Source organism: Neobacillus mesonae, assembly GCF_023715155.1.
Classification (GTDB): domain Bacteria; phylum Bacillota; class Bacilli; order Bacillales; family Cytobacillaceae; genus Neobacillus; species Neobacillus mesonae_A.
This window is the reverse complement of sequence record NZ_JAMBNQ010000018.1, coordinates 82,916-96,658: the sequence shown is the minus strand read 5'-3', so window position 1 is coordinate 96,658 and position 13,743 is coordinate 82,916. Positions and strand designations below refer to the sequence as shown.

At 37.5% G+C, this 13,743-nt stretch carries 10 protein-coding genes; 8 read left to right on the top strand and 2 right to left on the bottom strand.

Annotation, left to right across the window (positions count from 1 at the left end; genetic code table 11):
• Positions 1–1,301 precede the first annotated feature (1,301 nt).
• From cls to M3183_RS15550, 4 genes are all read left to right on the top strand, one after another.
• The gene (gene cls / locus M3183_RS15565) at positions 1,302–2,756 is read left to right on the top strand and encodes a cardiolipin synthase (protein ID WP_251471071.1); all 1,455 of its coding nucleotides are present in this window, start codon (positions 1,302–1,304) and stop codon (positions 2,754–2,756) included.
• A 231-nt stretch (positions 2,757–2,987) separates the two neighbouring features.
• Positions 2,988–3,197, top strand: coding sequence for a helix-turn-helix transcriptional regulator (locus M3183_RS15560; protein ID WP_251471070.1), 210 nt, complete (start codon positions 2,988–2,990; stop codon positions 3,195–3,197).
• On the top strand, positions 3,187–3,564 hold the full coding sequence (locus tag M3183_RS15555) for a hypothetical protein (RefSeq protein WP_251471069.1): 378 nt from the start codon (positions 3,187–3,189) through the stop codon (positions 3,562–3,564). Before M3183_RS15560 ends, M3183_RS15555 begins: the two co-directional genes overlap by 11 nt.
• A 178-nt stretch (positions 3,565–3,742) precedes the next feature.
• Positions 3,743–4,468, top strand: a complete 726-nt coding sequence (locus tag M3183_RS15550) for a 3-ketoacyl-ACP reductase (RefSeq protein WP_251471077.1) — start codon at positions 3,743–3,745, stop codon at positions 4,466–4,468.
• Between the two features lie 301 nt (positions 4,469–4,769).
• Here the strand turns inward: M3183_RS15550 and M3183_RS15545 are convergent, their stop codons facing one another.
• Positions 4,770–5,105 (bottom strand): replicative helicase loader/inhibitor, encoded by a 336-nt coding sequence (locus tag M3183_RS15545; protein WP_251471067.1) that lies wholly within the window; start codon positions 5,103–5,105, stop codon positions 4,770–4,772.
• Positions 5,106–5,466: 361 nt separating this feature from the next.
• Between M3183_RS15545 and M3183_RS15540 the strand changes: the two genes are divergently transcribed.
• The 4 genes from M3183_RS15540 to M3183_RS15525 all read left to right on the top strand — a co-directional run bounded on the left by M3183_RS15540 (position 5,467) and on the right by M3183_RS15525 (position 12,090).
• Positions 5,467–6,678, top strand: coding sequence for a C40 family peptidase (locus M3183_RS15540; protein WP_251471065.1), 1,212 nt, complete (start codon positions 5,467–5,469; stop codon positions 6,676–6,678).
• Between the two features lie 624 nt (positions 6,679–7,302).
• Positions 7,303–8,337 (top strand): DUF3231 family protein, encoded by a 1,035-nt coding sequence (locus tag M3183_RS15535; RefSeq protein ID WP_251471064.1) that lies wholly within the window; start codon positions 7,303–7,305, stop codon positions 8,335–8,337.
• A 296-nt stretch (positions 8,338–8,633) separates the two neighbouring features.
• Positions 8,634–9,593, top strand: coding sequence for a 6-phosphofructokinase (gene pfkA / locus M3183_RS15530; RefSeq protein ID WP_251471061.1), 960 nt, complete (start codon positions 8,634–8,636; stop codon positions 9,591–9,593).
• A gap of 145 nt (positions 9,594–9,738) precedes the next feature.
• The gene (locus M3183_RS15525; RefSeq protein WP_251471060.1) at positions 9,739–12,090 is read left to right on the top strand and encodes a polyprenyl synthetase family protein; all 2,352 of its coding nucleotides are present in this window, start codon (positions 9,739–9,741) and stop codon (positions 12,088–12,090) included.
• A 139-nt stretch (positions 12,091–12,229) separates the two neighbouring features.
• Here M3183_RS15525 and M3183_RS15520 read toward each other — a convergent pair whose 3' ends face one another.
• Positions 12,230–13,738, bottom strand: coding sequence for a DHA2 family efflux MFS transporter permease subunit (locus M3183_RS15520; protein WP_251471058.1), 1,509 nt, complete (start codon positions 13,736–13,738; stop codon positions 12,230–12,232).
• Between the last annotated feature and the right edge of the window lie 5 nt (positions 13,739–13,743).

The following is a 13,743-nucleotide window of genomic DNA, read 5'->3' as shown; positions in this document are numbered from 1 at the left end:
GTCCTCCCAATCCTCCTCCTCCATTTAAATACTCCAATACAATAGTTTCTTTATATTCACTTGTATATTTAACCAAACTAAAAACCCCTTATGCTAGATATTAGTCCAACTTAAGGGGTTCACTTCAGAATTGTCTTTCATAGGTGTGATGAAGGACAAAATCACCGGTGAACCAAAGAGAATTGTCTTTCATAGGTGTGATGAAAGACAAAATCACCGGTGAACCAAAAAGACTTGTCCTTCATAAGTGTGATGAAAGACAAAATCACCGGTGAACCAAAAAGACTTGTTCTTCATAGGTGTGATGAAAGACAAAATCACCGGTGAACCAAAAAGAATTGTCCTTCATAAGTGTGATGAAGGACAAAATCACCGGTGAACCAAAAAGACTTGTCCTTCATAGGTGTGATGAAAGACAAAATCACCGGGGAACTAGGGAGAATTGTCCTTCATAAGTGTGATGAAAGACAAAATCACCGGTGAACTAGGGAGAATTGTCCTTCATAAGTGTGATGAAAGACAAAATCACCGGTGACCCAGGGAGAATTGTCCTTCATAAGTGTGATGAAAGACAAAATCACCGGTGAACCAAGGAACCTGTCTTTCATAGGTGTGATGAAGGACAAAATTACTGGGAACCAAGGAGAATTGTCTTTCATAGGTGTGATGAAGGACAAAATCACCGGTGACCCAGGGAGAATTGTCCTTCATAAGTGTGATGAAAGACAAAATTACTGGGGAACCAAGGAGAATTGTCCTTCATAGGTGTGATGAAGGACAAAATCACCGGTGAACCAAGGAACCTGTCTTTCATAGGTGTGATGAAAGACAAAATTACTGGCAAACCGAGGAGACCTGTCCTTCATAGGTGTGCTGGCGGTAAAAAAGAAATCGATGACCTTCCCTGAAGAAGGATGAAACGGTTGCTGGTGGTAAGAATAAAGTTAAAAGGACATAGCCGCCCTCTACGTGCCCAAACATCCAAAAAAACAAGGCAAAAGGAAACATAGCCGCCTTCAACATTCCCAAACATCTAAAATATCAAAATAAAAGGAAACATAGCGGTCCGCTGCGTGCCCATCTCTCCAAAATATTAAGTTGAAGAGTAACATAGCAACCCCCCTATACCTTCATGAAAAAAAACCAAGAAAAATAAGAATAAAGGCCATTTAAATTTCCTGCTTTTTTCCTTAGATGGTAGAATATTAACGGTGAATGATCATTATCAGGGTAAAGATAAATATTACTTCATCATCCTGAAGGTCTAAAAAAATGTGGAATCTAGTACGAAAGGAAATATTATGTCAATAAGCAGTTTGATCATACTTATCGTATTAATTATTATGATTATCAACCTAACACTTGCTGCGGGGGTTGTATTTTTTGAACGGAGAGAAATCGGGTATACATGGGCCTGGCTGCTAGTTCTTGTATTCATTCCGATTATTGGATTTCTTATTTATGTCTTTCTGGGCAGGGGGGTAAAACGGAAAAACTTCTACCATCTTTCATCAAAAGAAAGGGCATATCTCCAATCAACTGTTAACGAACAGCTTGACCTGCTAAAAACAAATTATGAACGCAGTTTCCCGTTGCTTAAGAAATATGCTGATTTAATCAGAATGAATTTGAAGTCCTCCAACGCAATTATGACAACCGATAATGAGATTCAGATTTTTGATGATGGAAAAGAAAAATTTAACGCGTTGTTTAAAGATATTCAATCAGCCAAAAAGGAAATTAATATCCAGTACTATATCATTCAGCGGGATTCTTTAGGAAAAAGGCTTAGGGATGAACTTACTAAAAAAGCCAAAGAAGGTGTCAAAGTACGCATTCTTTATGATGAAATTGGTTCAAGAAGAATTTCTCCGGATTTCTTTAAAGAATTGATTTCATATGGCGGGCAAGTAGAGGTGTTTTTTCCTTCGTTTCTTAAACTGATCAATTTTCGGATTAATAATCGAAATCATAGAAAACTTTGTATTATTGATGGGAAAATTGCATATATCGGCGGCTTTAATGTAGGGAATGAATATTTAGGATTAAATAAAAAGTTTGGATATTGGAGGGATACACACTTAAGGGTAAAAGGAGAAGCCGTGTTTCATATCCAAGGCAGGTTTAACTTGGACTGGAACCAAGCAGGACATAAGGAAAATAAACAGATTGAAGAATTTATGCTGCCGACTGAAAAACATACTGGCTCTAGTCCTGTACAGATTGTGGCAAGCGGACCAAACTCGCGGACAGAACATTTGAAAAATATGTATATTAAACTGATTTCGTCGGCGACAAAATGTGTTTACATTCAAACACCCTATTTTATTCCTGATACAAGTTTTATGGATGTCTGCAAAATTGCCCTGCTGTCCGGTTTGGATGTGCGGATTATGATTCCCAGCAAGCCGGACCATCCCTTTGTGGAAGGGGCGAATTGGGCTTATGTAGGGGAACTTTTATCGTATGGTGCCAAAATTCTGCTGTATGAGAATGGCTTCTTACACTCAAAGACCATTGTTGTCGACCAGGAAGTAGCTTCCGTGGGAACGATGAATATCGATACCCGAAGCTTCAGATTGAACTTTGAGGTAAATGCCATTGTCTATGATGAAAAAATCGCCCAAACCCTGCATAGTTCCTTTTTAAGAGACAGTGCATTATGTTCGGAACTTACCTTGGAACGATATATGGAAAGATCTGCCCTTATGAGGATAAAGGAATCCATTTCTCGGCTTTTATCACCCATATTATAGGTACATTTCACAATAGAAAATCAGTATGTTCGTAAAGCGGCAACTTCCAACATACGATTAACGAATGAAAGGTTCAGCTCCATCCTTAAAGGAAATGGAGCTGAGCCTTTTCAATTAAAATAGATTTATTAAAAGGAATGCCCCAGCAATTTATTAAATCAATAATCAAATTAAAGTTAACTTGACTACCGGAATAGAGTAAAGTAAGCTTTACATTTAGCGGGTGATGAAATGAAGAATAGAATAAAAGAGCTGCGGGCTAAAAAGGATTTAACACAAGATCAACTGGCTGAACAATTAGGTGTATCAAGACAAACCATTATTTCATTAGAAAGAGAACGCTATAATCCATCTATTATATTGGCATTTAAATTAGCTCATATTTTTAACTGTAAAATTGAAGATATCTTTATTTACGAGGAGGAGAAGGATGAAAAATAAGAAGGCAACGTTCCTAATATTGGGAATCCTTTTGTTATTGAATGCCATTATTGTTAACGGGGCCTATATCTCTAATGGAAAATTTCCAGAAGGAATAATGGCATTTGCGATTACCATTATGAGTTTTTCCATGGCTTATTTATCAGATCATTTTGCAGCAAAAGATGAACGTGCTCAAAAAATAAGAGAGAGAGGAATTTATGTAAGTTACTTTTGGATGCTGGGCATTATATTCATCTTACTATTATTGATTAATCCTTACCTGGATATTATTAATATCTCCGCCTACCATCTATTAACTTTGATTATATCACTTTATATTACTGTTGTATTTTTAAATATGGTTTATTATGCAAGGAAATATTAGCAAAAATAATTTAAAAGTGTATGTGATTAGTAGATACTTTTTACTGTCCATAATAATGGAAAGAAACGATTCTTGGAGGTAAAATGAACGGTGAAGTTATATCAAAGGGGCGAAAAAAATCCCCATTTGGATATACTAAAACATGGTGTTTGAAAAATTACATAAGGAGTTGTAGATGATGACGCAATCATTGGAAGGAAAAGTTGCCTTTATAACTGGTGCGGGAAGAGGAATTGGTAAAGCAGCCGCCATTGCATTAGCAAAGGAAGGAGTTCACATTGGGCTGCTTGCAAGAACTGAATCTGCATTAAAGGAAGCAGCTAGTGAAATTGAAAGTTACGGAGTCAAAGCAGCATATGCAGCCGTTGATGTTTCTTCATTGGAAAATGTTGAGAAAGCGGTTGGAAAAATTACAAATGAGTTAGGCAAAGCAGATATTTTAATTAATAATGCAGGAATTGGCAAATTTGAAACACTTTTAGAAATGGATCCACAGGAGTGGAAAAAAATCATCGACGTTAATTTAATGGGCCCTTATTATGTAACCCATACTGTTCTTCCACAATTAATTGAAAAAAATGGCGGGGATATCATCAACATATCATCAACCAATGGATTAAATGGTGCTGCCACATCAAGTGCATACAGCGCTTCAAAATTTGGCTTAATTGGTTTGACTGAATCTTTAGCACAAGAAGTCCGAAGAAATAATATCCGTGTAACGGCGTTAACTCCAAGCACAGTAGCAACAGAACTGGCGATTAATACCAACTTAATTTCTGAAAATAATAATGAGAAATATATGCAGCCGGAAGATATTGCGGAATTTATCGTTTCCCAATTAAAGTTGCATCCACGAATCTATGTGAAAACAGCAAGCTTTTTGGCAACAAACCCATTTTAATGTCCTAACGAGTTTGGGATGCACTAGGCGGTAAACTTGGTAAAAATGGAACTCTAATAAAACAGACCTCATCTGTAGTATAGATGAAGTTAAAAGGTGGCCAGTTCTCCAAACTTGTAATCGATGGGGAACTGGCCTATTTTTTTGTCCCAAGTTTTTTTAGAAAAGTGTCCTTCAAAGCGGTGTCTGATGCCTTGGTACCAAACGTTTTTCTTCTGATGGACAATTAGGATAGCAGATTTTAAGCTTCAAAATTGTAGTCAGGCTCTAAAAAGCTGACACTTATTCGTATAGATCAGCTTCATACAGATTTTCTTGGGGAGTATTCACGTAACCAATCCGGCAGTGGTTTTCGTTTGGCATTACGCCGAACATATTCCATTCTCTCACGTCCTTCCTTTATCCAAATTTGTAAGTCGCTCGGAACATCATTCTCAGAAGTAAACACGGCAATATCCATAATAGTAGGGGGAAAGGGACTAGACCGAATATGAACTTTTAGCTGTGAAAGCACTTTTTCATAATCTATATCGGAACAGAAATTAAACCAGCACCGAACCGTTTCATCTTTGGTAACGCAATGAGGATAAGCCGACTCAATTAACGTCAGAAGATTAATAACTTCTTTTTTTTTCACTCTTACTACTCCTCTAATACAATTTTCCTTTTTTGAAAAATCATTCAACCCGTTTTGTAATAGACTTACGATTGGTTAGTCTTTGTACGCACTGTTTTTCACTTGATTCTAGTTTTGTCGAATAATCGATTTGCAATACATGGCACTGCCAAATCTTCCTGCATTAAGCTGATTTCCTTAATACTTTGAAAATTTTCTTAATATAAATGTAATATTTGTCGATTTTTCATTATATTTTTCTACATAAAATTACAATTATATTACATTACCGACAGACTTATTGTTTTTCGCTAATTTGGAAGATAAACTAGTAATATATTCCGAGTCCGAAAGAATGATAGGAAATAAAGGAGATTTAATAATGATTAAGAAATTCTTAAAATATACGGTATCGGTTGCCGTTATCACGTCAATGATTCAAGTAACCCCTGCCTTTGCTGCACCACCAGTTACACAAGGACAATTACATAGTGCTCAACAACGAGTTGAAGATTTTGAAACTAGGGTTCAGATACTAGATGATAAAATCAGCAATTCAATGACGAAGAGTGAAGAACTCAGCGGTCAAATTAAAACCATGCAAGAAAAAGTTAAGGGAACAGAAGCTGAAATTAAAACTGCCAAAGAAGATTTAGAAGTTCACAAAGCGGTATATGCTGAAAGACTGAAAAGTATTCAATTAGAAGGAAAACAGTCGATTGCTGTTTATGCAGAATTACTGCTTTCATCTGATGATCTTTCACAGTTTTTTACACGCTTTACAGCTATTTCACAGGTCCTTCAAAGTGACTCTGATTTATTAAATGGTTTAAAGGAAAAAGAGCAGGCATTAAAAACTGCCCAAGAAAAATTACAAAATGAATTAGACAGCCTGCAAAAAGCTAAGGATGAATTAACTGCTTTACAGCAAAGTATTGAAAAGGATAAACAGGAAATTCAAACAGCATTAGCGGCTGCAAAAGACGACTTTGCCAACCTGCAGACTCAATATAATGAAGAACAAGAAGCTAAAAGACAGGCTGAATTAGCCCGCCGTGCTCAAGAAGAGGCTGAAAAAGCAGCACAGCAGCAAACACAACAAGCTGCACAGCCAGCTCAACAAGCTTCTCAGGAACAGCATCAAGTTCGTCAACAACCAGCATCAACTAATAATGATACTAAATCGTCAAAACCAGCTCCGGCTCCTAAACCAGCACCAGCGAAGAAGGTAACTTCTTCTGGCTCGGCTTCAGCAGGTTCAGTTATTTCTATTGCAAAACAATACCTAGGAGTTCCATATGTTTGGGGCGGAACTACTCCAAGAGGATTTGACTGTTCTGGATTCGTTCAATATGTATACCGTCAAGCCGGCGTCAGCCTTCCAAGGGTTTCACGTGATCAGCAACGGGTTGGAACAAGTGTACCGTTAAGCCAAGTACAGCCAGGGGATTTAGTATTCCGAGGAAACCCTGCATACCACGTAGGTATTTATATTGGCGGCGGTAAATATATTCACGCACCGCAAACTGGTGATGTTGTAAAAATTGCTACATTTAATCCATCTAAATTTACAAATGCTAAAAGAGTTCGATAAAAACCAAACCCTTTGAAAATTAAATACTTATAAATAAAAGCCTTATCCCGATATTATGCAGCGGAATAAGGCTTTTTTATTTAATCTGTAAAACAGGCAAAAGGTCATGAAATTATCATTTTTTTCTCAACTTACAATTTTTATCATACTTAAATAATGAGGAGACAAGATGATGAAAAAATTTTTCTTATACATATTTTTTTCACTGATGCAGGAGTATTAGAACAGCACCCAGACAGCATATCCGAAAGCCCAAAAATCATTAGTATAAGAATAAATAAGAAACATATCGGGTTAAATTCATACGAGGTCCGTGATATAAATAATCGAGATATGGTATTTTCCGTTTTTACTGATGGTCTTTTTAACAATAAAATAACGGCGATGGTAAGTAATGCTCAATTGAACGGAAAAAAGGCCTTCGATAAAGAAAAAATTTGGAGCGAGTATTGTGTGGGAAAAGCCCCAAATAAATTTGGTTTATAGTAAAAAAGTGTTAAAATCCGTCTTTAAGATGGGATTTTTTTAATTAAATCTAATCCATTTTTCCTAATTTGGAAATAAAAGAATATGTTCGATTTGTTGGAAGAATAATAAGACAAAATTAGCAAGGGAGATTTTGTCGTGGATATAATTAAACCCATTGAATTAGGTTCAACGAAGTCCGACCTCAATGAAAAACTAACAGCAGTAGAGTTGGGAAAGCTGTGGGCAACTTATATGGGAAACAGCATGGCAAAATGCATTTTACAATATTACTTACAGCATTGTGATGATAAGGAAATCAGGGTCTTATTAGAAAATGCCCTATATTTAAGTACAGATTTTGTGAATAGGACTACGGATATTTTTAAGAAGGAAAACATTCCTTTACCTCAAGGATTTACAGAAGAAGACGTAAATTTGGGTGCTCCTAGATTATTCGAAGATCAATTTTATGTTCATTATTTAAAATATACGGCGAAAGCAGGAATGAGTATTTACAATGTTGCAATCCCGCTCGTTTTTAGAAAAGATGTGAGGGAATTTTTCATTTACTGCATGCATTCGACGATGGAGCTGATTGAACAAATTAAGGACATTTTAATGAATAAAGGATTTATTATCAAGCCGCCGACCATTCCAACCCCTAATAAAGTAGAATTTATCAAGAGTGATTTTTTAAATGGGTTCTTTGGTACAGTTCGTCCATTACATGCATTAGAAATTGCTCATTTTTACGATAATATTGAAAATAATGCGACCAGTAAGGCCTTGATTATGGCGTTTGCTCAAGTTGTAAAATCTGAAAAGATTCGGAAATTGTTTGTCAGAGGGAAGGAAATCACTCACAAGTCAATTGACCGCTGTGTAGAAAAATTAAATAATGAAAGTTTGCCATCCCCTACTTTACATGACCATTTAGTTACAACATCAACTTATCCGCCATTTTCGGATAAATTGATGCTATTTCATAAAATGGATATGTTTTCAATGAAAATTAGATCTTACGGAAACGCGATGGCTGTAAATGGCAGACATGATATTGGAATGTTGTATACAAGAGATTTAGTAAGTATCGGCTTATTTGTAGAAGAGGCAGTTAAGATTATGATTGAAAATGGATGGTTTGAAAAGCCGCCATATGCTGTGGAAAGAGACAAATTAAGTTCAAAGTAGTAGTTTTATTTTACATAAAATAGGAGGGAGAGTGTCCCCACTTAACAGCGTCCCGGTTTGACGTTGTTTTTTTTTAGATAAAGAAAAAAGCCCATGAACGTAACTAATTGACAAGGATTTTTTTAATCAGTATATTTAGCATGTGAGATACATAGTATACTGGTATTTTAAAGAATAGAAAACTTTCTAATCTTGCGATAACAATAGAATGTTCTGTCTTAGTATTTGGTCAAAAGGCAGACTTCAAATAAGTACAATTCATCAACGAATTAGACTCTATGGGAAGAAGTGAAAACATGAAAAAACTTGCTGTTTTAACAAGCGGCGGGGATGCACCTGGAATGAATGCTGCAATCCGCGCAGTTGTAAGAAGGGGAATTGAACAAGGACTAGATGTATATGGTGTATACAATGGATATGAAGGATTATTGGAAGGTCATATTGAGCAGATGCAGCTGGGAAGCGTAGGGGATATTATCCACCGTGGCGGGACGATGCTTCGTACTTCCCGAAGTGAAAGATTTAAGACGGAAGAAGGACAGCAGCAAGGGATTGAACAGCTGGAAAAGTTAGGTATTGAGGGGCTTGTTGTCATTGGCGGGGACGGCTCATTTCAAGGGGCAAAAAAATTAGGCAAGAAGGGCCTTCCGGTGATTGGAATACCGGGAACTATTGACAATGATATTGCTGGTACAGAATATTCCATTGGTTTTAGTACTGCAGTTAGTACAGCCGTAGAGGCAATCGATAAAATTCGAGATACAGCCTATTCACATGAAAAAACAACAATTGTTGAAGTAATGGGACGCGGAGCCGGGGATATTGCCTTATGGGCTGGATTATGTGCAGGTGCTGAATCCATCCTGATTCCCGAAACTCCCTATCATATAGAAGACATCATTGAACGAATGAAACGCGGGCGCGAACGAGGGAAAATGCATAATATTATTGTTGTGGCGGAAGGTGTCTGCAAAGCGGAAGAAATCAGCGAAGAAATAAAAAAACGCATTCAATTGGAAACAAGGGTGATGGTTTTAGGATACCTTCAACGCGGTGGTAATCCATCTGTCTATGACCGGATGATTGGCAGCCAAATGGGAGCCAAGGCTGTCGATTTGTTAATTGAAGGACAGCATGGATGCATGATTGCTGTTACTAGCGGAAAAGTAATAGCAAAATCCTTTGAACAGGCGGAGAAGGAAAAACATGAAATTGATATGTCCCTATATCAATTGGCACGAAGTCTATCAATATAGAGATTCAAATCCTCTCGTATACATCGAGGGGATTTTTTTAAAATTAAAAAGAGGAATATGAAGCATAACGGTCATAAAGATGGTATTTTAGACTATATATAAATATATTTTGATAAATGACGATAAACGAGAGGTAATGGGATAGATGGAGGAGAAAAATATAATAAATCCCGATTTATGCTATCTTCAAGCTGAACAGCAGGCTGAAAAATATTTTGAATTATTGAATAGTTTAGTCTCAGATAAAAGCTATGTCCCTTCCCTGACAAAAGATTTCCAATGGTGGAAACAGAAGCATATTCAACTTCAAATTTTTTTACACAAAAAGAAAAAGGTGGATGCCGCTGAGTACCACAATTATATCCGCTGGCTCAATTACACCGGAAAATTGGATCAATATCTTGACAGGAGCATCTCCTATATTTATATGCGGGATCTTGGCAAGGACCTTCATTTGAAAGAAACACGAACACAGATTAAGCGTGTAACTGCAAACTTAAAAGAACATTTGAAAAAAAGGGGAGCACAATCTGATGACTTCAGTATGGCTGGGTTGTACCGATGGGCTCAAAAAGAAGGAATTGAAACGGCCATCATTTGGCTGCAAAATAAATTAAAGACGGTTTCAGCCAATATTCCAAAAGGAATGGATGCAGTTCATGCAGAACGCAAGCTTATTAAAATTGTAGCTGGTGTGGTCATGCACGTGTTAGATGAGATGGATGATGATGTGTCCCCTGACAAAAGAGCTAATAGGCTGGATACAGCAGTCAGGCTGGGCTATTCATACGGGCTTACCTACCCTTTTATTGATGATTTGTTAGACTCCAATGTATTATCAGCAAAAGAAAAAGAACATTATTCAGATTTAATTCGGACGACCCTTGTGACAGGAACTGTTCCTAAATTGGGAAGGTGGGCTGAAGAAAATGCGGCCTTAATTCATTATGTCCATTCAGAACTCCTTGAGGCCTTTGAATATATAAAAAAACATCAACGGCAAGCTTTCAGAAAAAGTTTTTTAGAGCAAGCCTATGTGTTTTTTCATTCTCAGCATGCAGACCGTGTCAAAAACCTCTCCAATGCCCATTACACCAATGAAGAACTCTTTATTCCAATCATTATAAAATCAGCTTCCTCCCGATTAATTGCTCGATCTATCCTTAGTACCGAGGAAGATGAGGGCTTTGACAGCCGGACGTTTTACTATGGAATTTATAATCAGCTGGCAGATGATTTTTCCGATTTGTTTGATGACTTGGATACCGGTGCGGTAACACCTTATACCTACTATTGGAAATATCATAATATGCGTCCTGATTTGATCAACCCTTTTGAATTATACTGGGCGGTCATTACCTATTTAATCCATAATGTGTATCAATCAGATTCTAAGGTCTGTGAGGTAATCCTGGACCGGGCCATTAATAGTTTAAAACGGTTCAAAGTACGAATGGGAACTAAAAAATACAATGAGGTAATGGAACGGTTTGCTTTCGAAAATCAAAAATTTTTTTTCCTTATCCAAAAGATGGTGCGCAAAGCAAGTGATGTGGATTTCTTCGATAAACTGCTAAGGGATCATATGATTACCGTCATAAAAAATGAAAATAGGGAGCGGGAGGAATTTTTAGATACGATTGAAAAGATACGACGTGAAATGAATGAGTACCTAAGAATTCCAGAAAATAAGGAATTGCCGGAAGAATGTATTATAGAAGCTGCCAATTACAGTCTTGAGGGAAATGGCAAGAGACTAAGGCCGATCATCACTTGGTTTATGGGAGTTAAAAAATATGGTTTGAAAGGTTCGGCAATTAAACCGCTATTAAAATCATTGGAATATATGCATACTGCTTCCCTTATCTTTGACGATCTGCCAGCCCAGGATAATGCATCCGTCCGAAGAGGGCGTTCCACTTTGCATAAAAGATATACTATTGCCACAGCAGAATTAACAGGTCTTTTTCTAACACAAAAAGCTATTGAAGAACAAGCAGCCCTTCATCTATTTGATACAAAGGCGGTCCTGCAATTAATTCAATATTCGGCACAGATAACGGCGGATTTGTGCAGGGGACAGGCAATGGACTTGGAATCGAAGGGGAAGCCATTGACCCAGGAACAGCTGAATTTGATGTGCCATTATAAAACAGGATTAGCTTTTGAGGCCTCCCTTATCATGCCCGCAATTTTGGCAGGGGCTGATGAAAAAGAAATGGCAGCTTTAAAAAATTTTGCCCGTCATGCCGGGATTGCTTTTCAGATTAAAGACGACCTGCTGGATGTAGAAGGAGATATGGCTCTGCTTGGAAAACCTATTGGGCAGGATGCAGCAAATAACAATACAACCTTCGTGTCCATTCTAGGGCTTGATGGTGCAAAAAAGGAAATGTGGAATCATTACTGTCTGGCATTGGAAACTTTGAAGGAAATCCCGGGTAATACCATTTTCTTGAAGTACCTAATGGATTATATGGTGAACCGGGAGAAATGAGATGGTCGCTATGGGACAAAACTGGTTGGGAATGCGAGGAAAACCCCTCTTCAACAACAGAAAGAATGAAAAAGTAAGTCTAAAGAAGTAAGCCTAAGAAAAATGAGGCGGATGTATAAAACATCCGCCTCATCATTGGTTAATTGGTCACAACTTTAGTTTGTGTATTCTCCTGATTTAACTTTCTTACTGCTTCTTCACTTGTATCTACACGTTTTACAAAAAATGCAAGTATTAAAACAACAATATTAATCCCTAATGCCACATAGAAAGAATATTGAATCCCGGCTAATAAAGCCTTCTGGGTTAACAAGGCCTGGGTGGCTTTTGTCATGGCGGCTGGGTCCACACCTGCAATTAAATCTGTTGCTTTTGTTTTGGTTACAGAGTTCATAATCGTAACAAGAATCGCTGTTCCAATTGAACCGGACACTTGCTGGGCTGTATTATTAATGGCTGTACCATGCGGATTTAAACGTGTTGGCAATTGATTTAGACCATTTGTCATTATCGGCATCATCACCATGGACATCCCCAACATACGCAGGGTGTACACTAGAATGATATAGGAGTAACTGGAGTCGATTTGCAAATTAGCCAGCATATAAGTAGATACAGCTGTAATCGAAAGTCCCAATACGGCAAGAACACGCGGACCAAATTTATCAAAAAGTTTACCGGTAATCGGTGACATAATCCCCATTACAATTGCACCCGGGAGCATCATTAATCCAGAATCTAACGGTGAAATGCCCCTTACATTTTGTACATAGGCAGGTGTTAAAATCATACCCGAGAACATCGCTACAGCATTAACGATCGCAATAACAGATGATAAAGCAAACATTGGGTATTTATAAGGACGTAAATCTAATAATGGTTCATTCATTTTTAACTGACGGATAACGAAAATAATCAAAGAAACAGCCCCAGCAATTAACGCTGATAAAACAATTGGGTCTGTCCAGCCGTCAGAACTCGCAGAACTGAAGCCATAAAGCAGCCCGCCAAAACCAATCGTAGATAATACAACGGAAAAGTAATCAATAGTTGCATTTTTGTTTTGTTCCATTACATTTTCGGATTTCCAAATGGCTAATAGTAAACTAATGACAGCTAATGGTAAAATCATCTCGAAAAGTAAACGCCAGTCATAATATTCAACAATGTAACCTGATAATGTTGGGCCGATGGCCGGTGCGGTAATCATGACTAACCCAAATACTCCCATTGCTGCCCCACGTTTTTCGCGTGGAAAACTAACTAACATAATGTTCATTAATAACGGCCCCATGACGGAGGACCCGGCTGCCTGAATCATACGGCCTCCTAGTAATACTCCAAAGTTAGGGGCAAATGCTGCGAGAGCAGTCCCTAAAGTGAAGATAGCCATTGATGTAATAAATAAACTGCGATTTGAAAAGCGTGTCATTAAAAATGCAGATGCAGGAACTAACACACCGCTGACCAGCATATAACCTGTAGCTAGCCATTGTATCGTCGAATAATCTTTAATTCCTAAATCGACCATCATAGACGGAAGGGCTACATTTAAAAGCGAGTTATTTAAAAAAGAAACAAATGCTCCGATAAAAAGAATCGCAAGCATGACATAAGGTGGTTTTTTTTGTTGTAATGCAGAATCCATATATG